Raw genomic sequence first — 24,348 nt, forward strand, 5'->3', positions numbered from 1 at the left:
CTTACGGTGCCCGCGTGCGCGAGCGGATACCGGTGGTCGTACAGGCGCGGCGACGCCGCCGACCTTCTGTCGTACGGGTGTTGTGGACGGGTGCGGAGCTGGCCGTGACGCTCGGCGCCGTCCTGCTGCTGCTCGTCGTCCACCAGCTGTGGTGGACGAACCGTCAGGCGCAGGAGGCGGCCCGGGACCAGGTGGACCGGCTGGAGCGGCAGTGGGAGGCCCGGCCGCCGTCGCCCGATGCGTCCGCGGCGCCCGGGGGTGAGGCGGCCGACGGGGCGCGGGCCGCCGGGCGCTCCTCGTCACCCGGTACTCCCGGACACCGCGCCGCCGCCCCGGACCCGCCGCCCCGCGCGGACTTGGCGTACGCCGTGCTGCGCATCCCCCGGCTCGGCCTGACCGTCCCCGTCGCCCAGGGCGTCAGTAAGCCAGCGGTCCTCAACAGGGGCTATGTGGGCCACTATCCGCACACCGCGCAGCCCGGCGAGTGGGGCAACGTCGCGCTGGCCGGGCACCGCAACACCCACGGCGAGCCGTTCCGCCACCTCGACCGGCTGCGCACCGGCGACACCGTCGTCCTCGACACCGCCCGGGCCCGCGCCACCTACACCGTCCGGCGCATCCTGCCGCGCACCACACCCGGCGACGGCACGGTGCTCGCCGCGGTGCCGTACAGCGAAGTGCACCCCGCCTACCGCTTCACCGCTCCCGGTGCCTATCTGACCCTGACGACCTGTACGCCGGCCTACACCTCGACCTACCGGCTGGTGGTGTGGGGCGTGTTGCGGTCGACACAGTCCCGGTGAGCGCGGCCGCGCGTCGCCTAGGCTCTCGCCTCGTGCCTCACCAGACCTCCCCAGGACGACCCCCGGGCTCCCGCAAACGTCCCGCGCTGCTGTGGCTGTTGCTGCCGTATGTGCTGTTCCTGGCGGTGCTGCCGCTGGTGAACCGGGTGACCCCGACGGTGCTCGGGCTGCCGTTCCTGTTCTTCTGGACGCTGCTGGCGACGCTGGCGACCCCACTGGCGGTCTGGCTGGCGCGGCGCGGTGACCGTGTTCGGGGCCGGGGATGAACGCCACCGTTTCCACCGCCGTGTTCGGCGGATTCATGGTGCTCACCGTCGCCCTCGGGTTGCTGGCGGTGCGGGGGCGCGGGGCGGGCGGAGGGCTCACCGAGTGGTCGGTGGGCGGCCGGAGCCTGGGCACCGTCTTCATCTGGGTGCTGATGGCCGGCGAGAGCTATACGAGCTTCAGCTACCTCGGCGCCGCCGGCTGGGGCTACCAGTTCGGCGCCCCCGTGCTCTATGTGCTGGCCTACATGTCCTGCGGCTATGCGCTCGGGTACGTCGTCGGCCCGATGCTGTGGGGCTACGCCCGCCGGCACGGCCTGGTCGGCCTCACCGACATCGTGGCGCACCGCTACCGTCGGCCCTGGCTCGGCGCCGCCGTCGCGCTGCTCGCCACCGTCTGTCTGCTGCCGTACATCCAGCTCCAGATCACCGGCATGGGCGTGGTCGTCTCCACCATTTCCTACGGGGCGATCAGCCTGAACTGGGGCTACTTCCTCAGCTTCGCGGTCACCACCGCCTTCGTCACGGTCAGCGGGCTGCGCGGCAGCGCCTGGGTCTCCGTGCTCAAGGACGTCCTGGTCATCGCCACCCTCGGCTTCCTCGCGGTCTATGTGCCGTGGCACTACTTCGACGGCTACGGGCCCCTGCTGCACCGGATCGTCGCCGAGAAGCCGCAGTGGCTGACCTTCCCCGGGCATGCGTCGGGCGGTCTGGGCCAGGTCTGGTTCGCCACCACCACCCTCGTCAACTCCCTGACGGTGGTGATCTTTCCGACGACCGTGGCCGGCTACCTCGGCGCCCGCAACGCCGACGCCCTGCGCCGTAATGCCATGTATCTCCCGTTCTACAACGTGCTGTTGTTCGTGCCGGTGCTGCTGGGGATGGCCGCGCTGTTCGTGGTGCCGCACCTGACCGGTGCGGGCTCCAATCTCGCGCTGTTCAAGCTGGTGGTGGACTCCCTTCCGGCCTGGGCCGTGGGGCTGATCGGGGTGGCCGCCGCCCTCTCCTCCATCGTGCCGATGGCCGTGTTCATGCTGGTCATCGGCACGATGTGGGGGAGGAGCGTGCTGGGGGCGATACCGCGCCTGCGTACCGGGGCGACGGGAGCGGCCGAGGGGGGAGAGCGGGCAGCGGCGCCGGAGGGCCGGCAGAAGCTGTTCTCGCAGCTGGTCGTGGTGGTGGCCGGAGCCCTGGCGCTGCTGCTGACCTACACCGCCCCCGACACCCTCGTCCGGCTGTCGCTGATCTCGTACGAGGGCATGGCGCAGCTCGTGCCGATGCTGCTGCTGGGGCTGGTGTGGCGGCGGCTGACGGTGCACGCCGCGGTGAGCGGCCTGGTCGTGGGCTTTGTGCTCGTCTGTGTCCTGGTCTTCGGGGGACACGACCCGGTTTGGGGGGTGAATGCGGGGCTGGTCGGCCTCGCCGCGAATCTGGCGGTGGCGCTGGCGGTCACCTGGCTGGGGCCGCGGGGGGCGGACGAGCGGCCGGACGCCGAAGTGCTGGCGCTGGACGAGGAGTTCCCCCGGCAGCGGGCTCGGCCGCAGGACGCCGCGGTCAGCCCTCCGGCGTCGTCGTGATCTTCTTGCCCTCCTTGGAGACCGCGAACCACAGGCCCATCTTGCCCTGGCCGTTGATGTCGCCGGGCTGCTTGTCACCGGTGAAGGTGTAGACCGGCCAGCAGTCGACGGCCAGCTGACGGAGGCCGTCGGGGCGGGTGACGGTGGAGATGAGCTTGGACGGGATGCCCTTCAGCTTGGAGCGGTCGGCCGGCTTGGCGGGCTTCCAGGTGTCCAGGCAGGCGTCGTTGCAGCCGAACTTCATCGGCCAGGCGCTGTCCTTGTTGAAGCGGTAGAGGGTCATGCCCTTGCCGTCGACGAGGATGTCGCCGAGCTCGGGCTGGTTGAGCACCGAGACGTCGCCGGGTTCCTGGGCGACGGCCTTCTTGCCGTCGGCGGCCAGCGCGTTCCAGGTGCCGCCCACGCCCTGGCCCTTGGTGTCGCCGGGCTTGGTGTCCTTGGCGTAGCGGTAGGCGGGCCAGCCGCCGATGGTGAGCTGCTTGGTGCCGTCAGCGCGGGTGACCGAGCCCAGTGCGCTCTTGGCGATGCCGGCGGGGGCCTGGGCGCCGTCGGCGGGGACCACGGGCCACGTGGTGGCGCAGGAGCCGGAGCAGTTGGACTTCGGCGGCTTGGCGGTGTCCTTGTCGAAGCGGTAGAGGGTCATGCCCTTGGAGTCGGTGACGACCGGGCCGAGCTTGGCGTCCTGGTGCAGTGCCAGCGTCCCGGCGCGGGGCGCGGACTGGGGTGCCGCGCCGCTGTCACCGCCGGCCTGGCCGCCGTAACCGTCGCCCTGGCCGGCCCCGGAGGAGCCGTACTTGTAGTCGCTGCCCGCTCCGGCCGGCTGAACCTGGTCCTGGGTGGGGGTGGTGCCGGCGCTCTGGTTGTCGCTGCTGCCACAGGCGGCGGTCAGCGCCAGGGTGGCGACCGCCATGGCCGCAAGGCCCGCTCGACGTCGCGTGATCATGATGTCTCCTCTGACGGTTGGTCGTTCCGTGCTTGCTGAGGTGGAGCTGAAGGGCCTGTCCGGGGGCCCGTGCCGTTGCGGGCCGGGTCCGGCGGGGTGCCGTCGCCGGGGATTACGGGCTACGGGGGGCCGGGCGTTCAACGGCGGCGAAGAATTTTCTCCGCGCGCAAAAACCCTGCATGCAGAGTCAGTTGCCGCCCTGCACCCGCAGCGCCAGCGCCGGGCAGCGGCGCACCGCGAGCTGCGCACGGCGCCGCATCCGGGCGGGCAGCGCCATGCTGGCCTTCTCCGGGTAGCCGTCCGGGCCGAGCTTCACGATGCCGGGCACCACGTCCGCACACAGGCCGTGGCCGCGGCACAGCGTCCAGTCGACCAGCAGCCGTTCCTGCGGCGGCGCGGCGGGCGCCGACGGGGCGGCGGCGGACGTGACGGACGGCAGCAGCGGCAGGTGCCCGGTGACCGGCAGGGCCCCGGTCACCGGGCGGCCGCACCCGAACCCCCGCGCATGGCGCTCGAACTCCTCGGGGAAGGCGGCGAGGGCCGAGGCCACGAAGCGGGCGGTGCCGTCCGGGTGGCTGCAGGCGCCGCGCTTCTCCACGGCCCGCATCCGGGCCTGCACGGCGTCCAGTGCGGCGTCTCCGCCGCCGCGGACCGCGAGGTCGAGCTGGTCGGCGAGCGCGGGCAGGCCCAGCACACAGGGGCCGCACTGGCCGGCCGACTCGGCGCCCATCCACTTCGCGACGCGGACGGTCTCGCCCGCCGGACAGGTGTCGTACGGCAGCGGGAGGACCGCACCGGCGCCCAGCACCGCGTTGTAGATCTTCAGGTCGTCCCGGGACAGCGTCGCGGTCTGGGCGTCGACGGGCGAGATGAACGTGCCGTGGTAACCCCCGATCAGCACGCCCTGCCCCGCGTCCATTCCGCACAGCGCGAGCACCCGGTTGAGCGGGACGCCGTAGGGGACCTCGACCACGCGGCTGCCGGCCACGGTCAGCAGCAGCGTGCCGGGCTCCGTGGGCAGGCCGGCGGTGCGGTAGCCGAGCGCCCCGAGGCGGGCGGCCACGGCGAGCTGGGCGTAGGTCTCGGTGTTCGACAGCAGGGTCGGCACACCGTTCAGCCCGCGCTCGCTGGAGCGGATCTTGCGGCCGGAGGGCAGGCCGGGGCCGCCGCCCAGGCCGTTCGTCATCGCGGAGCCCTCGCCGGTGACGAACCGCTCGGTCAGCAGGGTGACCCGTAACGTCGGCCGCACCGGGCCGCGTTCGTCGATGGCCCGCTGTACGGAGTTCAGGACGTCCGTACGGGTCACGCCGATGGCGACCTCCTGGGCGCCGAGGGAGTCGGCGGCCAGCAGGGCGCCGTCGATCACCAGATGCGGGGCATGCAGCAGCATCGCGGTGTCCTTGAGGCAACTGGGCTCGCCCTCGCTGCCGTTGACGACGATCGCGCCCTTGCCGTCCGCCCGCTGCATGCCGTCCAGGACCGCGGACACCTTGCGGGCGAACGGGAAGCCCGCACCGCCGCGGCCGCGCAGATCGATGTCCTCGGCCAGCGCCACCAGCTCCTGAGAGGTCAGCTGGGGCAGGCTGCCGTGCCGGGCCAGATGCGCCACCCGGTCCATGCGGGGCATCTCGTCCAGGCCGGCCAGCAGTCGCGGCGGGCCCAGCGACGCCAGCGTCGGGACGGGCTCCGGACCCGTGAGGGCCGGCAGCATGCGGGTGGGGGCGGGGGCGGTCATGGGAGTTCTCCTGATTTCCTGCGGGTGTCGCGCAGCCGCAGCGCGAGCCGTACGGCCACCGCGGTGAGGCAGATGGCGTAGCCGACGAGGGCATAGCCGGCCGGGGGGCGGCCCGCCCTGAGGCCGTGCACCAGGGCCAGCCCCCAGGCGGCGTACGCGCTCATGTGCAGCCCCCGCCACCACCGGGAAGCGGTGATGCCGGTAAAGGCGCCGCGCACCGCGCCGGTCACCGCCACGGCGATGAACACGTAGGCGGCGAGGGTGCCGAGGCCGATGAGGCCGGGGCGGGCGCCGTCGGTGAACGGCACCGCGGCGGCCGTCGCATCGGTGTGGCCCTCGGTGACTTTGACCCAGATGTGCAGGCCCAGGAAGCCGAGGCCGGCGATGCCGGTGCCGCGGTGCACGGCCTGGGCGAGCAGCCGGTGGCCGGAGTGCAGCACCATGCGGTCGGTGGCGGCCAGACCCCACAGCACGGTGACCGACAGCGAGACCAGCGCGAGCACCCCGGCGCCGTAGTCGAGGAAGTTCAGCAGGCCGTCCATCGCGCCGGAGCGCATCAGGACGGCGAGGAAGAGCAGCAGTGCGGCCGGAAGCGCCGGGCGGAGTACGGCGGTTCCGGCGAAGCCGCCGACCGGTCGGCGGGACGGCGGCCCGGGTTCATTCGGAGGGCGCCGGGGGCGAGGCACGAGTGGCGAGGACCGGGCACGGTGTGCGCGACGGCCCTGACGGGACTGCAGACGCGGAGTCGACATCGATCCTCCCGGTGTTCGGGCACGGGTACGGGATGCGAATTTCCATGAAATCTCCCGGCGGCGGTATTTGCCCCGGGGCTTTTGTTCGGGTGACCCCCGGTAACACTAAACATTCTGTAACCGGGTGGATACGCAGGGCCGTAATCCGGATGTCAAAAGCATCTACGAACGTGTTCAGGATTTCGTAAGGTTTATCGCGCTGTGACAAATTCCTGCAGTGGCATCGCGGGCGCGCGGCACGACTCCGGATGATGCCCAATCAGGCGCACGGGGTGCGCCACCCCCCGTAACAGCCGCATCCCCGCCAGGATCGAGGTAGCGATGTGTGATCTCCTGAACCGCATCTGGTCGCGTCCGCGAGGAGAGTGGACCCGGGTAGTCAGAAATGAACTCCCCGATCTCTCCGCGAAGTTGGTCGCAGAGTTGCAACGCGGATTTCCCGCATTGTCCGCACTTCTCGGGGATACTCCCGTAGAAGAGGCACATTGGGCGCTTGAACAGGCCTTGCTGACAGTTCTTGGGTACCAAAAAGAGTCGGAGAGTAAACCTCCGGCAGGACCTTCTGTGGTGACCCCGATGCCCGTAGCCCGGGCTCGCCAGGACCTGTTCGACGTGCTCGCCGGACAACGCGAGATGCCGGAGGAGGGGTTGACCGAGCTGTCCCGCGCGGCCGGCTGGCCCATCCCCGAGACCCTCCAGGCCGTAGTGCTTGCCACCCCCGCCGAGGCACCGCAGTTGGCCGCGGCACTGGGACACGCCCTCATCGGCAGTGTCGACGGCTACACCTGTCTGTTCGTCCCCGACCCGGCCACCCAGACCAGGGCCCGCCTGGAGGCGGCGCTCAAGGGACGGCCGGCGGCGGTCGGACACGTGGTGCCCGCCACCGACACCGCCTCGTCGCTGCGTTGGGCCCGCTATCTGCTGACGCTGGCTCCCGGCCGGGTCGGCCCGGAGACGCGGCCCGCGTTCGTCGACGACCATCTCTCGGCGCTGCTGCTGCTCCAGGACGAGTCGCTGGCGGACGCGCTGACGTCCCGCTGGCTCGGTCCGCTGGAGGAGCTGACGCCCCGGCAGAGCGAACGACTCGAAGTCACGCTGCTGGCTTGGCTGGAGGGCGGCGGAGCGCCCGAGGCCGCCAAGCTGCTGCATGTGCACCCGCAGACGGTCCGTTACCGCCTCCGTCAGATAGAGAAGCTCTTCGGCCCGGTGCTGCGCGATCCGCGGACCCGCTTCGAGCTGGAGATGGCGTTGCGCAGCCGCCGCCTGATGGCACACGTCCGCAGCTACCGCGCACGGGCCGGCCGCCGCGCCCGGGCCGTGGCGTCCTCCATCCGCCCGCTGGGCGTGGCCCGCGAGGCCCGCGTCAACGGCCTTTGACGTACCGGCGAATGAAGCACCACACGCCTTGAGCTGACAGCCGCCCGGCCCGGCGAGCGCCCACCGGCACCCCGGCAGCCACCCGGCGCAGCGCAGCGGCCCCGACCCCCGGAAACCCCGGGTCGGGGCCGCTGCTTCGTCATGGGCGACCTGTGCCTCATGGCTTTGGCCTCCGGGGCGCTGCTCCGTCATGCCGTACCGACCGCCGCTCTGTCGTTGCTTCCCGGGCTGACTGTCGCTCTGGGGTGACTTGCGGGCCGTCCCGGCTTCCTGGACCACCGCTCCGGTCCCGGATTCCCGGACGGCCGCTGGGCGGACCGGATTCCCGGACGGCCGCTGGGCGGACGGTCCCGGACCGCCGCTGCGTCAGGGCGTCGCGGCCGCCGCCGCCACCCTCCGGCGCAGCAAGAAATGCCCCTCAGGGAACCTCTCCCTGAGGGGCATCTCCTGCCTCACTCAGGTGCAGTTCTGGCCGTTGTTGATGCAGTTGACGGCCTTGCTCATCAGGTCGTCCGGCATCACGTTGATGAAGTCACCGTGGTCGGTGACGGGTTTGTGCAGCTGCTCGGGGAAGCTGTCCACCGCGAAGCTGTCGCCCTGCGGGACGTCGTAGGTGATCCGCTGGGTGAGCTGCGGGATCGCCTTGAAGCCGTTGGGGCAGGTGCCGTTCTGGTCGGAGAACGCCACGTGGTCGCGGTGGTTGCCGCTGTCGATGTCCCGGCCGTCCCAGCAGTTCTGGAACGCGAAGGTGCGCACGACCTGCGAGCCCTGGGGGCACAGCGGGTACTTGTCCTTCAGCTGCCGGTCCTCGAAGCCGGTGCAGCTCCACGAGGCGTTGGCGTTCTTCGTGCCGTTGGTGAACGCCTTGGCGTCACCGGTGATGATCCGCAGGAAGCGCGGCATCGCGGTCACCTGGCCGGCCTGGCTGCCCCGGAACTTCAGGGTCACCGTGGCCGGCGTCAGCGTGGTGCCGACATTGGCGTCCTGCGCCGCTCCCGGCTTCTGCTCCGCGGCCCCGTCCAGCTTGCGCAGCACCGGCCAGTAATGGGTGGACTGGTCGCCGTTGTTGCAGGTGGTGTCGGAGGCGGCCAGCTTGTTGTCGTCGGCGAAGGCGTCGGTGGCCTTGTTGCCGACGTAGTCGTGCGTGTGGTGGGCGCCGTTGCTCACGCCCGGCGTCACGATGACGTTGTCGGAGTTGAAGTGCCCGTCCTCATTGCGGCCGCACTCGGTGGTGAAGCTGCCCGTGGTGGCGTTGCCTCCCTTGGGGGCGGCGAACGGCGGGGCGTCCGCGTTCGGCTGGACGGTGGTGATGTCGACGAAGTCGTCGGGGGACGGGCCGCCCTGCTGGCCCTGCTGCTGGCCGCCGTTCTGGTTCGGGTCCTGGCTCTGCTGCTGGCCGGTGTTCTGGTTCGGGTCCTGCCCCTGGGTCTGGTTCTGGGTCTGGTTCTGGGTCTGCCCCTGGTACCAGCCGTCCTGCACGGACTTCGTGGAGTCCTTGCCGCCCGCGCCCGCGCCCTCATTGATGGGCTTCATGGTGCAGCCGCTCATCTTGAGCAGATAGCTCGGCCGCTTGGAGTTCTTGGCGATCGCCGTGACCATCATCTTGATGGTCTTCTCACGCTGCGCCTTGAGCCCGCCGAGGACGCTGGAGCCGCTGCCGCCCATCATCTTGTGGTAGGCGTCGTGCACCTGCCGGTCGAGCGAGGACAGGCCCTTGGAGACCGGGAGCTGGGCGCTGTGCGGCACCTTGCGCAGCCGCTCGCCCACGTCGGGGCAGGAGATGGTGAAGGCGGCGGACACCATGTGCTGGTGGCCGGAGCCCGTTTGCGGTTGCTGGTTACCGGCCAGCGCTGTCGTCGCGACCACGGCGAGACCGCCGCCGCCCAGCAGGAGCGCGGCGGCCCCCACGAGCATTCTGTTCGTCAAACGCGAGCGTTTATGGGCTTGTTGCCGTTGCCTCATGAGATCACTTCGCTTCGTCCGATGTGAGGGGTGTCGTCCTGTTTCGGTTCACAGAGGGGCGGTGATGAGCGCCTCCCGGTGGGACGCCTGCGCAAGGTCAGCTGGAGTGCAGGGTGTTGAAGTCGACCTGACCGGTCTTCTCCAGGAACGTGATGTGGTCCAGCACGACGTCGTTGGCGCGGTCGGCCAGAGCGCGCACCATCGTGTTCTTGGTCTGGTCACGGACCAGGGCCACCAGCCCGAAGACCTTGCCGTGGGCCCGGCGCAGCAGCTCCGCGAACAGCGGGGCGAAGTCCTTGCCCTGGGCGGCGTTGAGCTGCCCGAGCCAGCCCTGCTGGGCGGCGTTGGGCTCAGTGGGCAGATCGATGCCCAGCGCCCGCCCGGCCTCGTTCGACCGCCGGTCCAACTCGGTGTGTCCTGCGACGAGATGGTTGCCGGCCGTGCGGACTGCTTCGGTCGTCCCGCGCTGCTGCGCCATCCGGCCCGAGGGCAGCTCCCACAGCCCGGCCAGCTTGACCTTGCGTACGAAGTCCCGGTCCATCGCGGTGAGCGGACCGTAGCGGGTGCTGACCGTGCCCCCGCCGTCGTCGTCGTACGTGAGAGTGGTGGTCGCCGCGGCTGCGGTCTCGCCGAAGAGCTGAACGGGCAGCAGCAGTGCCGCCAGTGTCGCCACGAGCGCGGCTACCACCAGTCCGGTGGCGATGGCCCGCCCGGATGTTGCGGAGTTGCTGAGGATCCGCACACGGCCTCCCGGTTCGTCTTACTGGAATGCCACCGGACGCTAAATGCCGCGCGGGCCCTGCGGTCGCGGGTCCTCACCCCTGGACAAATAACGGCCGGGCCCGCCGCGGCACTGCTACGGTGCCGCGTGCGGGCCCGACCGGGTGAACGGGTGACGTGCGCCGGATACCGTATGCCCGGTTCGGGCCCGCACCAGCGCTCCGCCCTGCCCGCTCAGCGTGCGTACAGGCTCGCCGCCGCCCACCGGCGGCGCTCCCGCCGCGACTCGGGCTCCTCGCTGCGGCCCTGGGCGTACAGCGCCTCGATCTCCGCCGCGTACGCCCCGACAATGGCCGCCCGCCGCAGCTTCAGCGACGGCGTCACCAGCCCGGACTCCTGGCTGAACTCGCCCGGCAGCACCCGGAAGGCGCGGATCGACTCGGCCCGCGACACCGAGGCGTTCGCCCGCGCCACCGCCCGCCGCACCTCCGCCTGCAACTGCTCCTCCGGCGACGGTGCCGTACTGTCCGGGCTCGGCTCGTCCCGCAGCTTGCGCCAGTGCGCCAGCGCATCCGGGTCCAGGGTGATCAGCGCGGTCACATAGGGCCGGTTGTCGCCGACGACCACACACTGCGAGATCAGCGGATGGGCACACAGTCGCTGCTCCAGCCCCTGCGGCGCCACGCTCTTGCCGTTGCTGGTGATGATGATGTCCTTCTTGCGGCCGGTGATGACGAGATAGCCCTGCTCGTCCAGGTGCCCGAGGTCACCGGTCGGCAGCCAGCCGTCGTACAGCCCGCCGCCCGGGCTGCCGCCCTCGTCGAGGTAGCCGGCGAACACCACCGCACCGCGCACCCACACCTCGCCGTCCAGCGCCAGATGCACCGCACTGCCCGGCAGCGGCAGGCCCACCGTCCCGAACCGCACCCTGCCCGGCGGCTGTACGGTGATCGCGCCGGTGGTCTCGGTCAGGCCGTAGCCGTCGTAGACGGTGATCCCCATACCGGCGAAGAGCAGCCCCAGCTCCCGCAGCAGCGGCGAGCCGCCGGAGACGGCCGTGCGCACCCGGCCGCCCAGCATCTCGCGGATGCGCGAGTACACCAGCCGGTCGTAGAGCGCATGCCGGGCGCGCAGGAACGGGTCGGGACCGCGCCCGGTGCCCGCTTCCTGCTCCGCGAGCGCCTCCGCGTAGCGCACCGCCACCGTCATCGCCGCGTCGAACGTCCGCTGCCGGCCCGCCTGTTCCGCCACCTGCCGGGCGCGGGAGCAGATCTTCTCGAAGACGTACGGCACCGCGAACAGGAACGTCGGACGGAACGAGGCCAGGGCCGGCAGCAGTTCGCTCGACGACACCTCGGGCTGATGGGCCAGCTTGACCCCGCCGCGCAGGCACGCCACCTGCACCATCAGCCCGTAGACATGCGCGAACGGCAGAAAGGCCAGCAGCGACGGACGCTCGCCGGGCGCGGCCAGCAGCCCGCCCCAGCCCGCATACAGGGTGTCGCACTCGGCGGCCAGATTGGCATGGGTGATCACACAGCCGCGCGGGCGGCCGGTGGTCCCCGAGGTGTAGACGATCGCCGCGATGTCCTCCGGGTCGACCGCATGACGCAGCCGGTGGACATCCGCCTCGGTCAGCCGGGTGCCCTCCTCCGTCAGCCGCTGCACACAGTCCAGGTCCAGCTGCCACAGCCGGCGCAGCGCCCGTTCGTCACAGGCCTCGGCCACGGTCATGGCCTGGGCCTCGTTCTCCACGATGATCGCGGTGACCTTCGCCCCGGTGAGGATGGCGCGCAGCTGCTCGGCCGACGCGGTCGGATAGACCGGCACCAGCTGCCCGCCGATCGCCCACAGCGCATAGCTGAACAGTGTCCACTCGTAGCGGGTCCGGGCCATCAGGGCGACCCGGGTACCGGGCCGGATCCCGTCCGCCAGCAGCCCCCTGGCCAGCGCCAGGACCTCGTCCCGGAATTCCGCCGCGGACACCTCCTGCCAGCCGCCGCCGGCCCGGGGGTCGCGACGGGCGAGCTGCGCGAAGTCCGGCTGGTGGGTGGCGGTGTCGAAGACGGAGTCGGCCAGACCGCCGGTCCGCAGTGGAGCCGCCAGGGCCGGAACGCTGATATCGCGCACAGCACCTCCTTGGTGTTCCCCCTTGATTCCCCCTGGTCCTGCCGACGTCCCGACGGCAGGCAGGGCAAGTTACCGGCAGGTGTCCCGGCTGCCCAGATCTATGGCTACTCTTGAGCGGAAGACGACAAGTCTTGAACACCGGACAACCTGAGGAGGACGCCGGATGTACCGCATCGTCGATGCCTGGCGCCTGTACACCTCAGCCTTGTTCTTCCTCCTGGCCGGTCTCCTGCTCTCGCAGACCGGCCTCACCACGGCCCTGACCGCCGCCGCGACCACCGCGGCGATGCTGCTGCTGTGCAGCGCCTTCCTGGTCGCCGCCGCCGCCCGGCCGCTGCCCCCGGGCCGGATCCGAACCGCCATCCGCGACCGCGAGCGCCGTACGGCCTTCCTGCCACAGCGCGATCCCGACGCGGCCGGCCGCCCGCGTCCCCGAGCACCGGGCCGTCCCCTCCCGACGGCCGCGTAGGCGCACACTCCGGTCCCCGCACCGCACTCCGCGTCCGCGCGGCTCGTCACGCCGATTCCGCATCCCGGCACGACGAGACCCGTGGAGGGCTCACCCATGTCCATGTTCGGCTTCCTCGGTGACGCGCTGGCGCACGGCGCCGACGCGCTCACCCCGCTCTTCGGCCCCGCGGCCATGGCCGCCGCCATCGTCCTGTGCACCCTGGGCGTCCGCGCCGCGCTGCACCCGCTCGCCCGTGCCGCGGCCCGCGGCGAGAAGGCCCGCTCGGCCCTCGCCCCGGAGCTGGCCGCACTCCAGCGCCAGCACAAGGGCGACCCCGAGCGGCTCCAGAAGGAGATCTCCGCCCTGTACGCGAAGACCGGCTCCACCCCTCTGGCCGGCTGCCTGCCGACCCTGCTCCAACTGCCCGTCTTCTTCGTGATGTACCACCTGTTCTCCACCGGCGGGGGCGGCCTGCTGGACCACACCCTGCTGGGCGCCCCGCTCGGCGGCCACTGGAGCCAGGCACTCGCCGACGGCGGTGTCCTCGGCCCGCAGGGCCTGGTCTACCTCGCGCTGTTCGCCCTGATCGCGGCGGTCGCCACCTGGAACTTCCGGCGGGCCCGCGTCACGATGGCGAAGGCCCCCGCCCCGGCCACGGGTGCCGGCGCGCCGAACGCAGCCCTGCCCGGTATGGCTGCCCTGACCAAGGTCATGCCGCTGCTGTCCTTCGGCATGCTGATCACCGTCGCCGTGGTGCCGCTGGCCGCCGGGCTCTACACGGTCACGACGACGATCTGGACGGCGTGCGAGCGGGCGCTGCTGCATCGCGACCGTGGGGACGGTGACGCGGCGGCGCAGCCGTCGGATGCCGCGGCGACGCCCGCGAACGGCTCCGCCGCCACCCCGGACGCGCGCACCCCGGCCCGCCGCCCGGCGCCGCAGCGCGCGCCGAAGAGCCGCGCGGCCCGGCAGCGAGCGGCCCGGGCCCGGGCCAACTCCCGGGCCGGCGCCCGCCCGGCAGCCGACACCGCACCGCGCGGCGTCGGGACCGGCGAGGCCACCGCGCCGACTGCGAGCCAGCGGTCGTCCACTCCGTGAACGGGGTCTTGCGTCCCGGACCCCGTTCTTGGACGATCGTCCGAATCGCTCGATGGCCGTCCCCCATCGGCCGGCCCGGAAGAGCCCTTCCCGGCCGACCTATGACCACGGGAGTGGGGAACCGATGAAGCTGCTGCGTGTCGGCACGGTGGGGGCGGAACGCCCGGCGCTGCTCGACGGGTCCGGGGTCCTGCGGGACCTGTCGGGCCTGGTCCCGGACATCGACGGAACGCTGCTCGCGGACGAGCGGAAGCTGGCGGCCCTGCGCGCCGCCGCCGCGTCCGGTGAGCTGCCACGGCTCGATGCGGACGGACTGCGCACCGGTCCGCCGCTGGCCCGGATCGGCAAGATCGTCTGCATCGGCCTGAACTACCACGATCACGCCCGGGAGACCGGGGCCACGCCCCCCGAGGAGCCGATCCTCTTCATGAAGGCCCCGGACACGGTCGTCGGCCCCGACGACACCGTGCTGGTGCCGCGGGGCAGCACGAAGACCGACTGGGAGGTGGAGCTGGCGGTCGTCATCGGCCGCTCGGCCCGCTACCTGGAGACCGACGAGCAGGCGCTGGCGGCGATCGCCGGCTATGCCGTGGCGCACGACGTCTCCGAGCGCGCATTCCAGATCGAGCGCGGCGGCCAGTGGGACAAGGGCAAGAACTGCGAGACGTTCAACCCGCTGGGCCCCTGGCTGGTGACCGCAGACGAGGTACCCGACCCGCAGGACCTCGGCCTGCGGCTATGGGTCAACGGCGAGCTGAAACAGCACGGAACGACCGCCGAGCAGATCTTCCCGGTGGCCGAAGTGGTCCGCTACGTCAGCCGTTTCATGACCCTGTACCCCGGCGACGTCCTCAACACCGGCACCCCGTCCGGCGTCGCCATGGGCCACCCGGACCCCAAGCCGTATTTGCGGGACGGGGATGTGGTGGAGCTGGAGATTGACGGGTTGGGGCGGCAGCGGCAGCAGCTCCGCAACGCGTAGACCGTTTTTCCCACGTTGTCGGCTTTCCCGCCGCGGTGGCGTCTCGCCGTTGCGCTTTGCGGCGCCCCCGGACGTTTTCGGCTGGCCCGCCGTGGGTGTTGTTCGCCGTTGCGCCTGCGGCGGGCTGGTAGCCGCTGCGCTGGCTGTTCGGCTGCGGGACCGGCCCTCCGGACTCCGTCCTGCGGTCCGGCCCCTCCCGTTGGGGGTGGGGGAGACCGGTGGGGGTGCAGGTGGGCGGTCGGCGGACGGTACGTGGGACAAGGCCTTCGCCGCCGTCCTGGCCGGCGCCGACGTGAAGGGCCGTATCGACTGGTCGATGGTGGGCGTGGACTCCACCTCCTGCCGGGCTCACCGGCATGCGGCCGGAGCACGCAGGAGATCTCCGCGGTGCCGGGGAAAAGAACAACGCTCCGGCAGCACCGCCCCGACGAGGGGCTGGGGTGCTCCCGGGGCGGCCTGACCTGCAAGAAATAACTTCACAACTTCCGGGCCGTGGTCACGAGATTCGACAATCGTGCCTACGTCTTCCAGGGCACCGTGACCATCACCGCGATCCGGCTCTGGCTCCGGGCATAGATCCATTATCCGGGTTCGGAGAGGTACTTGTCACCGTTCTCCGGAACGATCTTTGTGCCTGATATGCGGTTTTAGGGTTGCGGTCGACGAGCACAACGCACCGACGTAACCCGGGAGTCGAGAGTGGAGCACGACGTTGCCGCGCTGACGGTGGAACTCACGGACATGGCCGTGGCAGATCACCAGTCCTCCGTCTGCGCGAACAGCGATGACCCGGCCGAGCAGTTGGCGTGGCGGCGGCTGACCGCACGGCACGGCGACCGACTCGGCGAGATCATGGATGAGTACGGCTGGCCGACGGCAGAAATGGTCGGCGAGGAGGCCGCACGCGCGGCGTGGCTGATCGCCCAGCACGCCGACCGGCAGCTCGACGTCCAGCGGCGCGCCCTCCAGCTGATGCAGCAGGCGGTGTTGGCAGGCTCGGCCAGCCCGCGCGAGCTGGCCTTTCTACGCGACCGCGCGCTGGTCAATGAGGGCCTCAAGCAGGTCTACGGCACTCAGATCGCCGGCGTGAAGGACGGGTCACCCGTTCCGTGGCCTTGTGAAGAGCCCGAGCGCATGGACGAACTCCGTGCGGAAGTCGGCATCGAGCCCTTTGACGAGTACGTCGCCAAGTTCGCGATGCCCTGACAACCAGTCCCCAGCCGCGTCCCGCAGATCGTTGACCAAGACTGACCTGCCGTGGCAATGATCCGCCGGACAGGCCCTGGTCTTCCCACCCACTCACGGGAGGGGCCGCGCCGCAGGACGGAGTCCGGAGGAGCGGCACCGCACCCGACCACCCACGCCCGCCGCCAGGCGCAACGGCGAGAAACCACCACGGCGGGAAAGCCGACAACGTGGGGGCCAAGCGCCGCGTCAAGCGGCGATCCGCACCGAAACGCCCTCCGCCGCGGAGCGCTTCGCGGCCTCCAGGACGCGCAACGCGGCCGCCGCCTCCCGGGCCGTCACCGGCGGCTGGCCGCCCCCACGGAGGGCCCGCTCGATCGCGGCGTAGTACGCGGGGTAGTCGCCCGGCAGCGTCGGCACCCGCTCGCCGCCCCCGGTCTGGGGGGACGATCCGGCGCCCAGGTGGCCCCAGCGGGACTCCGGCTCGACGCCCCATTCCACTCCGACGGTGCCGGGCCGCAGGCCCTCGCGGAGTGCGGCCTCCTGTGGGTCCAGGCCGTGCTTCACGTAGCCCGCGCGGTTGCCCAGTACCCGGAAGCGCGGGCCCAGCAGGGCGGCGGTGGCGCTCACCCACAGATGGGAGCGGACGCCGCCGGCGTGTGTGAGGGCGATGAAGGTGTCGTCGTCGGCCTCGGCGCCCGGGCGGCGGACATCGGACTCGGCGTAGACCGAGACGACCGGGCCGAACAGGGTCAGTGCCTGGTCGGCGAGGTGGCTGCCGAGGTCGTAGAGCAGTCCGCCGATCTCCGTGGGGTCGCCGGACTCCCGCCAGCCGCCCTTGGGCTGTGGCCGCCAGCGCTCGAAGCGGGACTCGAAGCGCTGGACGTCGCCGAGCGCGCCGTCCTCGATCAGCTTGCGGACGGTGCGGAAGTCGTTGTCCCAGCGGCGGTTCTGGAAGACAGACAGCAGCAGTCCGCGGTCCTCGGCGAGCGCGGCGAGCTTCTCGGCCTCGGCGGCGGTGGCGGCCAGCGGCTTGTCGACGACCACCGGCAGGCCGGCCTCCAGCGCGGCGGTGGCGAGCGGCACATGGGTCTTGTTCGGCGTCGCCAGCACGATCAGGTCGAGCTCCCCGGCGCGGTCGAGCACCGCCTCGGCGGTCTCGACCGTACGGACCTGCGGATGCTCCGCACGGGCCTGCGCCTGCCGCTCGGGGCTGGCGGTCGAGACGAGGTCGAGCCGCAGGCCTTCGGTCGCCGCGATCAGCGGCGCATGGAAGACCGAGCCCGCCAGGCCGTAGCCGAGGAGTCCGACGCGGAGCGGGCGGTCGTGGCCCACGCCGCCGCTCTTCTCGCCCATCTCGCTCATCTCGCGCTTCTCACTCATGGCCTCCACTTAAGCAACGCTGTTGCCAAAGCGCAAGCGATCCGGACAATGGACGGGTGAGCAGCAACGATCTCCCGTTCGTCGGGTTCTCTGGCAGTCCGGGTGCCAATCTCCCGGCACTGCGCGGGCACAACACCGCGCTGGTGCTCGGGCTGCTGCGGGCGGCCGGCGAGGAGGGCGTCAGCCGGCTGGAGCTCGCCGCGCACACCGGGCTGACCCCGCAGGCCGTCAGCAAGATCACCGCCCGGCTGCGGGCCGAGGGCCTGGCCGCCGAGGCGGGCCGCCGCGCCTCCACGGGTGGTAAGCCCGCCACCGTCCTGCGGCTGGTCCCCGGCGCCCGGTACGCCGTCGGCCTGCACCTGGACCGCGACGAACTCACCGCCGTCCTCACCGATCTGGCGGGCGAGGCGGTCGCCGTACGCCGCGCCCCGCTGGCCTTCGAGGCGGGCGCCGAGCAGGTGCTCGCCACCACCGCCCGGGAGGTCACGGCGCTGCGCGCACGGGCCGGAGGGTCCCCGGTGCTCGGCGTCGGGGTGGCCTGCCCGGGCCCGCTGGACCACACCACCGGCGTGCTGCACCGGGTCACCGGCGCCCCCCGGTGGGATGGCTTCCCCCTGCGCGACGCGCTCGCCGCACGCCTCGGCCTGCCCGTCGTCCTCGACAAGGACACCAACGCGGCGGCCCTCGGCCTGGCCCAGGACCTGCCGCAGGCCGCCGGCTCCTTCGGCTACCTCCACCTGGGCACCGGCCTCGGCGCCGGACTCGTCCTCGGTGGCAGCCTCTACCGCGGCCCCCGCACCGGCGCCGGCGAATTCGGCCACCAGACGGTGCAGTGGGACGGGCCGCGCTGCACCTGCGGCCGGCGCGGCTGCATCGAGGCGCTGTGCCTGGCGGCGGTGGCCCGCGGCGACCTGCCGGCCGCGGCCCGCGCACTGGGCGTGGGCGCCGCCAACCTCGTCGAACTCCTCGACATCGACCGGGTGTTGCTCGGCGGCCGCACCGTACTGGAGCACCCTGAGCCGTTCCTCGACGGCGTGACCGGGGCACTGGCCGAGCTCGCCCGCATCCGCGGCGGGTCCGGGGCCGGAGGCGGGGGAGCGGTGCCGGTGACCCTCGCCGGGGGCGGCGCGCGAGCGGTCGCGGACGGCGCGGCGGAACTGGTGCTGGCGCCGCTGTTCGGGGGGCGGGGGCCCGGCCTGACGGGCGGGCTCGGCGCTTCCTGAGGTCGCGTCAGCACAGATCCGGCGGCTCGGGGTGCCCTTCCATGTCGTCGCCCGCCCCGGGAATCCGCCTGCCCCGGCTCTCGGCGACGCGTAATGCGTCCCGCAGCGCCTCGACCAACCTGTGGACGCAGAAGCGCAGTTCATCGGCCGAGACCCGGTGCGCGCGGAGGAGCTCCTCGATGTGGTCGAGCAGCTCCGCCGCGGTGTCGAGCTGAAGCTCTTCCAGTCGGTCGGCGAGCCGCGAGACCGGGCCCCCGCCGGAGCCCGCCGATACGTAGCAGGGCTGGCCGTCCGCTCCCGACCAGGGGAGGAGCCGCAGGAGGTCGCTCATGAGGCGGCCTCCGGGCGGGAGGTGAGCGATGCCCGTAACCGGGCGATGGCGCGGGCGATACGTTGAGGCATGTCGACGCTCCTTGGGCGGCGTTGGCCACGCCCCGGGGGTGTTGACCCACCCGCCGGGGCCTTCCTTCCTTGAGTCTAGTGCACCGTAGTACCCCTAGGTACCCCATGCTGCATCTCGCCTGGCACGCGACACCCTGCTTAGTTTGGTCATGTGATCGAATTTGCTCCCGACGAGCCCCGCTGGCGCCAGGTCGCCAGAATCATTCGCCAGCGCATCGACGACGGCACCTACCAGCCCGGAACGCGCGTCCCTTCGGTCGTCGAGCTGCTGGAGGAATTCGGCATCGCCACGTCCACCGGTCAGAAGGTGCATCGCGGGCTGCGGGCGGAGGGTCTGATCTACACCGAGCCCGGCCTGGGCTCCTTCGTCTCCAAGGAGCGGCCGGAAGTGCCCGCCGAGGACACCGAGGGGTCCTAGTGCCCACTGCCCCGTGACCTTGCCCCGGCGTCGTAGTGCGAGGATCACCGCGTGGAGTTCCCGTACGGCCAGGATCCTGGCGCACCCATCCGGTCCGGCATCCCCGAGCACGGACGCATTCCCAAGTACTACGCGGCCAAGGTCGAAATCGCCGCGCTGCTGGAGGAGTTGGGCGAGGGCGAGGTGCTGCCCGCCGAGCGCGAGCTGGCGCTGCGCTTCGAGGTGTCCCGCGAGACGCTGCGCCAGGCGCTGCGGGAGCTGATCCTGGAGGGGCGGCTGCGGCGGGCGGGGCGCGGCACGGTCGTCGCGGGCCCCAAAATGGCGCAGCCGCTGTCCCTGGCGAGCTACACCGAAGGCGTACGGGACCAGGGCCGCGAGCCCGGCCGGCGCCTCGTCTCCCTCGACCGCTTCCCCTGCCCGCCCGCGCTCGCCACCGATCTGGGGCTGGCGGTCGGCGACGCCGTATGGCACATGGAACGGGTCCTGCTCGCCGACGAGGAGCGGGTCGGGCTGGAGAGTACCTATGTCGCGGTCGAACGGGTCCCGGACCTGGCCACCGACTTCAACCCGGACTCCTCCTTCTACGCCTACCTCCACCGGAGCCTCGGCATCGGCTTCGGCGACGCCGACGAACGCCTGGAAACCGTCCTCGCCACCCCACGCGAGGCCCTGCTGATCGGCACCCCGGGCGCCCTGCCCATGTTGCTGATCCATCGACTGTCACGGGATACGGGAGGCCGCCCCCTGGAACGGGTCCGTTCGCTCTACCGGGGGGACCGGTTCTCGTTCACTGCCCATCTGGGGAGGGCGGCGGGGGGCTGAGGCGGTCCGGCGGGGCCGCGGCGTACGGAGACGTCCTCAGGGTGCGGTGGCTCGTGCTGCCACCCGCAGCAGTCAAGGGGCGAGGTCGCCGTGGGGCGCCCGTTCGCCTGCCATGGGTCGCTGTGTGGGGACGCCCCGCTCGCGCAGGCGGTCCATCTCACGCCATTCCGGCCGCAGTCCGGTCACGTTCGTCGTGAGGAAGTGGGCGGCACCGCCGGCCAGCAGCACGGGCACGAGCCCGAAGGAGGCCACCGCCGCTCCGGCGATCAGTCCGCCGAGCGGGATCCCGGCCCAGGCCAGGGAATCACCCAGGGCGTTGACCCGGCCCAGCAGCCGCCGCGGGACGCGCTCGAAGGAGACCGCTCCCAGCACCGGGTTGAGGAAGCCTCCTCCGAATCCACCGACGGCGAAGACGAGGAGCACCGTCCACATCGGGGCGTGGCAGGCAAGGGCCAGGAACTTCGGCGCCCCGGCGAGCAGAAAACCGGTGAAGAACACCACCCGGCGCCGCATTCTGTGCGCAGCCGCCGCAGCGACCACGCTTCCGGCGATCGCGGCAATGCCCCCCACGCTGCTGGTCAGGCCGATCATGGCCGGCCCATGACCGGACGCGCGGGCCCACACGGGCATGAGCACCGTACTGAAGGCCGTGTCCAAGAGGTTGGTGATCGCCACCATGACGGTGATCGTGAGCAGCAGCGGATCGCCGCGCAGAAAGGCGAACCCCTCGCCGAACCGTTTCCAGTAGCCCAACTCCGTTGCGTCGTGGGGCGACGGGACGTTCGCGGCTGCCTGCCCCATGCCGCGAGGCAGTGTCAGCAGCATGATCACGGGGCCGAGTACGAAGCATCCCGCATTGACGGCAAGACCCGTCAGCGGGCCGAACAGCGCCACCAGCGAACCGCCGGCAGCGGGACCGAGGGTGGCGGCGAGCCGCTCGGTCGCACCGGCCAGGCCGGCGGCCCGCTCCAGTGGCATGCCGCTGCGGTCGGCCGCCTCCGGGACCATGACTTCCTTGGCCAGGTCCCCGGGACCGCGGGCGGCACCGATCAGTGCGACCAGGGTCAGCAGCAGCGGCAGGGAGAGCAGGTCCAGGGCGTGGAGCAGGGGGACGGCGCCGGCGGCGGTCGCGCTGGCCAGGTCGGTGGACCAGGAGATGACGCGTGGGCCGGCCCGGTCCACCAGCGGCCCGGTGAAGGCCTTGACCAGGACGTACGGGGCCATCTCGCAGAAGGCCACCAGACCGGTCTGCGTGGGGCTGCCGGTGGTGGCGAGCACGAACCAGGGCAGAGCGATGGCCGAGATGCGGGTGCCGGTCAACGACACCGCCATCGCCGCGAGCAACCCGCTCAGCGGCCGTAAGGACCGCCCGCCGGATATGCCGTCGTCGATCATGACGATCTCCGTCACGATGCCTCCGTCCCCGACCCGGACCCGGGACCGGACGAGTCCGCCGGCACGGACGTGGCATCCGGCTCGGGCAGAAAGTGGGTGATCACGGAGACCCGCTCGGCGCCGTCGGGGGCCGTGGCCGCCCCCTCCGGCGTGTCCGGCCGGTACCGGGTGACGACCGCTCGCAGTTCCTCGTGCAGGGCCGAGGCCTCCTCGGGTGTGAGGCGAAGCGGCCAGTCGCTCATGTCGAACGTGTCCCGCCATGCGCGGGGCATCGTCTGGAGTTCGTTGAGCGCGCGTTGTACGCGCAGGGTGTACGTGGCAGCGACGGACTGCAGATAGGCCATCGTGGCCTCGGGCTCCCGCTCGGCCAGCTCCGGGTCGTCGAACCAGGTGGACTGGTGTACCGCGCGCCACCAGCGCTCTCGCGCGTTCCCACGTTCCGCGTCCTCCTCGACGAATCCTGCCGCACCCAGCTGGCGCAAGTGGTAGCTGGCCGTACCGGAGTTGACGCCCAGCCGCTCGGCGAGCCGGGTGGCCGTGGACGGGCCGTGCTTCCGTAGCAGCCCGACCAACTGGAGGCGTACCGGGTGTGCCAGGGCGCGCAGCCCTTTCGCGTCCAGGACGGCCGCGTTCGTCTCGGGGGCGGGGCCGTGCGGCCTCTCGTTCGGTTCAGTCATGCCGCGCACACTAAACCGCAAACACTCCTTCGCAAAGAGTTCTTCGCGAAGGAGTGTTTGCCGTTCCGCTTCGCGCGGCCTTGGGGTGCGCGTAGAGCGGGCCGGTTGGTCACGAGAAGATAACTGGTCTAGGCCAAACTTGCCGCCCCGTTCACCGTCGCGTCGCCAACGGGCCCCCGGCGGGCCACCCGCCGCCGCGAGCGTCGGGGGCATGCGAGTCATAGTTGTCGGAGCCGGGGTGCTGGGGGCCATGCATGCCTGGCAGGCGGTCGAGCGGGGTCATGAGGTCCTGCACATCGAGCGGGAGGTCGAGGCCCGTGGTGCCTCGGTCCGTAACTTCGGGCAGATCTGGGTCAGTGGCCGGGCCGGGGGAGAGGAGCTGGCCACCGCGCTGCGCGCCCGTGAGCTGTGGGAGGGTATCGGCGACCGGGTCCCCGGGCTCGGGTTCCGGGCCATCGGCTCGCTGACCGTCGTCAAGAACGCCGCCGAGCGGGCGGTCGCCGAGGCCGCCACCCGCCGCCCGGACGCCGCCGCCCGCGGGTACCGGCTGCTGGACGCCGAGGAGGCGCGGGAGATCAACCCCGCCCTGCGCGGCGGGTTCGCCGGCGCGCTGTGGTGCGAGCGGGATGCCGCCGTAGAGCCGCGAGTTGCCCAACGGGCCCTGAAAGATGAGTTGTTGGGGTCCGGGAGGTACGCCTATCTCGGCGGCCGGGAGGTCCGTGAGGTCGTGGGGGAGCGGGCGGTGCGTGACGATCACGGCGAGATCCACCGGGGCGATGCGGTCGTGCTGTGCACCGGCGCCTGGCTCGGCGGGCTGGTCCGGGAGTTGGTCCCCGAGCTGCCGGTGCGCCGCGTACGGCTGCAGATGATGCAGACCGACCCGCTCGGCGAGCCGCTGACCACCTCCGTCGCCGACGCCGACAGCTTCCGCTACTACCCGGCGTACCGCAGCGATGCCCTGGACGCGCTCCAGGCCGGCCAGGCCCAGACGCCGACCGCCGCCGCGCACAAGATGCAGCTGCTGATGGTCCAGCGTGCCGACAGCGGGCTGACCATCGGCGACACCCATGAGTACGAGGCGCCGTTCGCCTTCGACACCGTCGAGGAGCCCTACGAGCACCTGACCGGCGTCGTCGAGTCGATCCTCGGCCGCCCGCTGCCCCGCATCCGCCGCCGCTGGGCCGGGGTCTACGCACAGTGCACCGACACCAGCCGCGTCGTGCACCGCCAGCAGGCCCGCGACGGCGTCTGGCTGGTCACCGGGCCCGGCGGCCGCGGCATGACCTGCTCCCCGGCAATCGCCGAGACCACCGCGAACGAACTGGGATGGTGAGACCGTTGACGCACCCCGACCGTACCCCGGCCCCCGACGACATCCAGCTGGTTGTTCTGGATATGGCCGGCACCACCGTCGCCGACGGGGGCCTGGTGGAGGAGGCCTTCGAGGCCGCTGCCCGCAGCCTGGGCGTGGCGCCGGGCAGCGCCGAGCATGGCTGGCAACTCGCCTACGTGCGGGCCACCATGGGCGAATCCAAGATTTCTGTCTTCCGCCATCTCTTCGGGGACGAGCCGACCGCCCGGCGCGCCAACGCCGCCTTCGAGACGGCCTACGGAGAGTTGGTCGACGGCGGGCGGATCGCGCCGGTCGACGGCGCCCGCGAGGCGATCGAGGCGCTGCGGGCCGCCGGCCGCACTGTGGTGCTGTCCACCGGCTTCGCCCGGGTCACCCAGGACGCCCTGCTCGCCGCGCTCGGCTGGCAGGAACTGGCCGACCTCACCCTCTGCCCGGCCGACGCGGGCGGCCGTGGCCGTCCCTACCCCGACATGGTGCTCACCGCGCTGCTGCGCACCCGCGCCACGGACTCCGTCCGGCGGATCGCGGTGGCCGGCGACACCTCGTACGACATGCTCTCCGGGCGGCGGGCCGGCGCCGGGATCGTCGCCGGGGTGCTCACCGGGGCGCACGACCGCGCGCAGCTGGAGTCCGCCGGCGCCACCCACGTCCTCGGCTCGGTCGCCGAACTGCCCGCCCTGCTGGGAGTGGTGTGAG

General features: G+C 72.0%; 23 protein-coding genes and 1 pseudogene. 14 read left to right on the forward strand and 10 right to left on the reverse strand.

The window, feature by feature from the left end:
* Window positions 1-14 precede the first annotated feature (14 nt).
* From CPH93_RS21860 to CPH93_RS21870, 3 genes are read left to right on the forward strand one after another with little or no spacing between them, the layout of a single operon-like run.
* Entirely contained in the window at window positions 15-803 is a 789-nt protein-coding gene (locus CPH93_RS21860) for a class E sortase (protein ID WP_231976914.1), read from the forward strand.
* A gap of 32 nt (window positions 804-835) precedes the next feature.
* Window positions 836-1,069: a DUF3311 domain-containing protein gene (locus tag CPH93_RS21865; RefSeq protein ID WP_093483413.1), complete on the forward strand. Its 234-nt coding sequence runs from the start codon at window positions 836-838 to the stop codon at window positions 1,067-1,069.
* Entirely contained in the window at window positions 1,066-2,643 is a 1,578-nt protein-coding gene (locus CPH93_RS21870) for a sodium:solute symporter family protein (protein WP_096213803.1), read from the forward strand. The genes CPH93_RS21865 and CPH93_RS21870 overlap by 4 nt, the downstream gene beginning before the upstream one ends.
* On the opposite strand, the gene CPH93_RS21875 is transcribed toward CPH93_RS21870, so the two are convergent.
* From CPH93_RS21875 to CPH93_RS21885, 3 genes are all read right to left on the reverse strand, one after another.
* Window positions 2,621-3,586 carry an SCO0930 family lipoprotein gene (locus CPH93_RS21875; RefSeq protein ID WP_173909862.1) on the reverse strand — a complete coding sequence of 322 codons (966 nt, stop codon included), beginning with the start codon at window positions 3,584-3,586 and terminating at the stop codon, window positions 2,621-2,623. The two genes, CPH93_RS21870 and CPH93_RS21875, sit on opposite strands and share 23 nt — an antisense overlap.
* Window positions 3,587-3,773: 187 nt before the next feature.
* The gene (locus CPH93_RS21880) at window positions 3,774-5,321 is read right to left on the reverse strand and encodes an NADH-quinone oxidoreductase subunit NuoF family protein (RefSeq protein WP_093483410.1); all 1,548 of its coding nucleotides are present in this window, start codon (window positions 5,319-5,321) and stop codon (window positions 3,774-3,776) included.
* On the reverse strand, window positions 5,318-6,073 hold the full coding sequence (locus CPH93_RS21885; RefSeq protein WP_093483409.1) for a hypothetical protein: 756 nt from the start codon (window positions 6,071-6,073) through the stop codon (window positions 5,318-5,320). Before CPH93_RS21885 ends, CPH93_RS21880 begins: the two co-directional genes overlap by 4 nt.
* A gap of 576 nt (window positions 6,074-6,649) precedes the next feature.
* Here CPH93_RS21885 and CPH93_RS21890 point away from each other — a divergent pair.
* Window positions 6,650-7,450, forward strand: a complete 801-nt coding sequence (locus CPH93_RS21890) for a PucR family transcriptional regulator (RefSeq protein WP_093488723.1) — start codon at window positions 6,650-6,652, stop codon at window positions 7,448-7,450.
* A 456-nt stretch (window positions 7,451-7,906) separates the two neighbouring features.
* Here CPH93_RS21890 and CPH93_RS21895 read toward each other — a convergent pair whose 3' ends face one another.
* The 3 genes from CPH93_RS21895 to CPH93_RS21905 form a co-directional block, all read right to left on the reverse strand.
* Complete coding sequence (locus CPH93_RS21895; RefSeq protein ID WP_096213805.1) at window positions 7,907-9,364, reverse strand: DUF1996 domain-containing protein; 1,458 nt, start codon at window positions 9,362-9,364, stop codon at window positions 7,907-7,909.
* Window positions 9,365-9,509: 145 nt separating this feature from the next.
* Window positions 9,510-10,154: a DUF4142 domain-containing protein gene (locus CPH93_RS21900; protein ID WP_093483407.1), complete on the reverse strand. Its 645-nt coding sequence runs from the start codon at window positions 10,152-10,154 to the stop codon at window positions 9,510-9,512.
* Between the two features lie 212 nt (window positions 10,155-10,366).
* The gene (locus CPH93_RS21905) at window positions 10,367-12,262 is read right to left on the reverse strand and encodes an AMP-dependent synthetase/ligase (RefSeq protein ID WP_093483406.1); all 1,896 of its coding nucleotides are present in this window, start codon (window positions 12,260-12,262) and stop codon (window positions 10,367-10,369) included.
* A gap of 163 nt (window positions 12,263-12,425) precedes the next feature.
* Here CPH93_RS21905 and CPH93_RS21910 point away from each other — a divergent pair, with 163 nt between their 5' ends.
* From CPH93_RS21910 to CPH93_RS21930, 5 genes and pseudogenes are all read left to right on the forward strand, one after another.
* Window positions 12,426-12,731 carry a DUF6412 domain-containing protein gene (locus CPH93_RS21910; protein ID WP_006605387.1) on the forward strand — a complete coding sequence of 102 codons (306 nt, stop codon included), beginning with the start codon at window positions 12,426-12,428 and terminating at the stop codon, window positions 12,729-12,731.
* A 96-nt stretch (window positions 12,732-12,827) separates the two neighbouring features.
* Window positions 12,828-13,811 carry a YidC/Oxa1 family membrane protein insertase gene (locus CPH93_RS21915; RefSeq protein WP_096213806.1) on the forward strand — a complete coding sequence of 328 codons (984 nt, stop codon included), beginning with the start codon at window positions 12,828-12,830 and terminating at the stop codon, window positions 13,809-13,811.
* Window positions 13,812-13,935: 124 nt separating this feature from the next.
* Window positions 13,936-14,793, forward strand: coding sequence for a fumarylacetoacetate hydrolase family protein (locus CPH93_RS21920; protein WP_096213807.1), 858 nt, complete (start codon window positions 13,936-13,938; stop codon window positions 14,791-14,793).
* Window positions 14,794-15,031: 238 nt separating this feature from the next.
* A pseudogene (locus CPH93_RS36900) lies at window positions 15,032-15,261 on the forward strand (IS5/IS1182 family transposase); the annotation flags it as partial.
* 231 nt (window positions 15,262-15,492) lie between these two features.
* Complete coding sequence (locus CPH93_RS21930) at window positions 15,493-15,999, forward strand: DUF6624 domain-containing protein (protein WP_096213808.1); 507 nt, start codon at window positions 15,493-15,495, stop codon at window positions 15,997-15,999.
* A 228-nt stretch (window positions 16,000-16,227) separates the two neighbouring features.
* On the opposite strand, the gene CPH93_RS21935 is transcribed toward CPH93_RS21930, so the two are convergent.
* Window positions 16,228-17,334 (reverse strand): Gfo/Idh/MocA family oxidoreductase, encoded by a 1,107-nt coding sequence (locus CPH93_RS21935; protein ID WP_096215535.1) that lies wholly within the window; start codon window positions 17,332-17,334, stop codon window positions 16,228-16,230.
* An 83-nt stretch (window positions 17,335-17,417) separates the two neighbouring features.
* On the opposite strand from CPH93_RS21935, the gene CPH93_RS21940 reads away from it, so the two are divergent.
* Window positions 17,418-18,584, forward strand: a complete 1,167-nt coding sequence (locus tag CPH93_RS21940) for an ROK family transcriptional regulator (protein ID WP_096213809.1) — start codon at window positions 17,418-17,420, stop codon at window positions 18,582-18,584.
* 7 nt (window positions 18,585-18,591) lie between these two features.
* Here the strand turns inward: CPH93_RS21940 and CPH93_RS21945 are convergent, their stop codons facing one another.
* A complete protein-coding gene (locus tag CPH93_RS21945; RefSeq protein ID WP_096213810.1) occupies window positions 18,592-18,915 on the reverse strand; it encodes a hypothetical protein in 324 nt (107 codons plus the stop codon).
* A 222-nt stretch (window positions 18,916-19,137) separates the two neighbouring features.
* Here CPH93_RS21945 and CPH93_RS21950 point away from each other — a divergent pair, with 222 nt between their 5' ends.
* Both CPH93_RS21950 and CPH93_RS21955 read left to right on the forward strand, forming a co-directional pair.
* Complete coding sequence (locus CPH93_RS21950) at window positions 19,138-19,404, forward strand: GntR family transcriptional regulator (RefSeq protein WP_231976915.1); 267 nt, start codon at window positions 19,138-19,140, stop codon at window positions 19,402-19,404.
* Between the two features lie 51 nt (window positions 19,405-19,455).
* Complete coding sequence (locus CPH93_RS21955; RefSeq protein ID WP_096213811.1) at window positions 19,456-20,226, forward strand: GntR family transcriptional regulator; 771 nt, start codon at window positions 19,456-19,458, stop codon at window positions 20,224-20,226.
* A 72-nt stretch (window positions 20,227-20,298) separates the two neighbouring features.
* On the opposite strand, the gene CPH93_RS21960 is transcribed toward CPH93_RS21955, so the two are convergent.
* Together CPH93_RS21960 and CPH93_RS21965 are read right to left on the reverse strand one after the other, a co-directional pair.
* Complete coding sequence (locus CPH93_RS21960) at window positions 20,299-21,621, reverse strand: MFS transporter (protein ID WP_096215537.1); 1,323 nt, start codon at window positions 21,619-21,621, stop codon at window positions 20,299-20,301.
* Window positions 21,622-21,632: 11 nt separating this feature from the next.
* Entirely contained in the window at window positions 21,633-22,298 is a 666-nt protein-coding gene (locus tag CPH93_RS21965; RefSeq protein ID WP_096213812.1) for a winged helix-turn-helix domain-containing protein, read from the reverse strand.
* 211 nt (window positions 22,299-22,509) lie between these two features.
* On the opposite strand from CPH93_RS21965, the gene CPH93_RS21970 reads away from it, so the two are divergent.
* On the forward strand, window positions 22,510-23,631 hold the full coding sequence (locus CPH93_RS21970; protein ID WP_096213813.1) for a TIGR03364 family FAD-dependent oxidoreductase: 1,122 nt from the start codon (window positions 22,510-22,512) through the stop codon (window positions 23,629-23,631).
* Window positions 23,625-24,347 (forward strand): phosphonatase-like hydrolase, encoded by a 723-nt coding sequence (locus tag CPH93_RS21975; RefSeq protein ID WP_096213814.1) that lies wholly within the window; start codon window positions 23,625-23,627, stop codon window positions 24,345-24,347. Before CPH93_RS21970 ends, CPH93_RS21975 begins: the two co-directional genes overlap by 7 nt.
* Window position 24,348 lies beyond the last annotated feature (1 nt).

This window comes from Streptomyces sp. 2323.1 (assembly GCF_900221035.1).
GTDB classification, from domain to species: domain Bacteria; phylum Actinomycetota; class Actinomycetes; order Streptomycetales; family Streptomycetaceae; genus Streptomyces; species Streptomyces sioyaensis.

Coding starts and splice junctions, on each gene's coding strand:
- CPH93_RS21870 (WP_096213803.1), top strand. CDS start 1,066: ATGAACGCCACCGTTTCCACCGCCGTGTTCGGCGGATTCATGGTGCTC.
- CPH93_RS21875 (WP_173909862.1), bottom strand. CDS start 3,586: ATGATCACGCGACGTCGAGCGGGCCTTGCGGCCATGGCGGTCGCCACC.
- CPH93_RS21880 (WP_093483410.1), bottom strand. CDS start 5,321: ATGACCGCCCCCGCCCCCACCCGCATGCTGCCGGCCCTCACGGGTCCG.
- CPH93_RS21885 (WP_093483409.1), bottom strand. CDS start 6,073: ATGTCGACTCCGCGTCTGCAGTCCCGTCAGGGCCGTCGCGCACACCGT.
- CPH93_RS21890 (WP_093488723.1), top strand. CDS start 6,650: ATGCCCGTAGCCCGGGCTCGCCAGGACCTGTTCGACGTGCTCGCCGGA.
- CPH93_RS21895 (WP_096213805.1), bottom strand. CDS start 9,364: ATGCTCGTGGGGGCCGCCGCGCTCCTGCTGGGCGGCGGCGGTCTCGCC.
- CPH93_RS21910 (WP_006605387.1), top strand. CDS start 12,426: ATGTACCGCATCGTCGATGCCTGGCGCCTGTACACCTCAGCCTTGTTC.
- CPH93_RS21915 (WP_096213806.1), top strand. CDS start 12,828: ATGTCCATGTTCGGCTTCCTCGGTGACGCGCTGGCGCACGGCGCCGAC.
- CPH93_RS21920 (WP_096213807.1), top strand. CDS start 13,936: ATGAAGCTGCTGCGTGTCGGCACGGTGGGGGCGGAACGCCCGGCGCTG.
- CPH93_RS21935 (WP_096215535.1), bottom strand. CDS start 17,334: ATGGGCGAGAAGAGCGGCGGCGTGGGCCACGACCGCCCGCTCCGCGTC.
- CPH93_RS21945 (WP_096213810.1), bottom strand. CDS start 18,915: ATGAGCGACCTCCTGCGGCTCCTCCCCTGGTCGGGAGCGGACGGCCAG.
- CPH93_RS21960 (WP_096215537.1), bottom strand. CDS start 21,621: ATGATCGACGACGGCATATCCGGCGGGCGGTCCTTACGGCCGCTGAGC.
- CPH93_RS21965 (WP_096213812.1), bottom strand. CDS start 22,298: ATGACTGAACCGAACGAGAGGCCGCACGGCCCCGCCCCCGAGACGAAC.
- CPH93_RS21970 (WP_096213813.1), top strand. CDS start 22,510: ATGCGAGTCATAGTTGTCGGAGCCGGGGTGCTGGGGGCCATGCATGCC.
- CPH93_RS21975 (WP_096213814.1), top strand. CDS start 23,625: ATGGTGAGACCGTTGACGCACCCCGACCGTACCCCGGCCCCCGACGAC.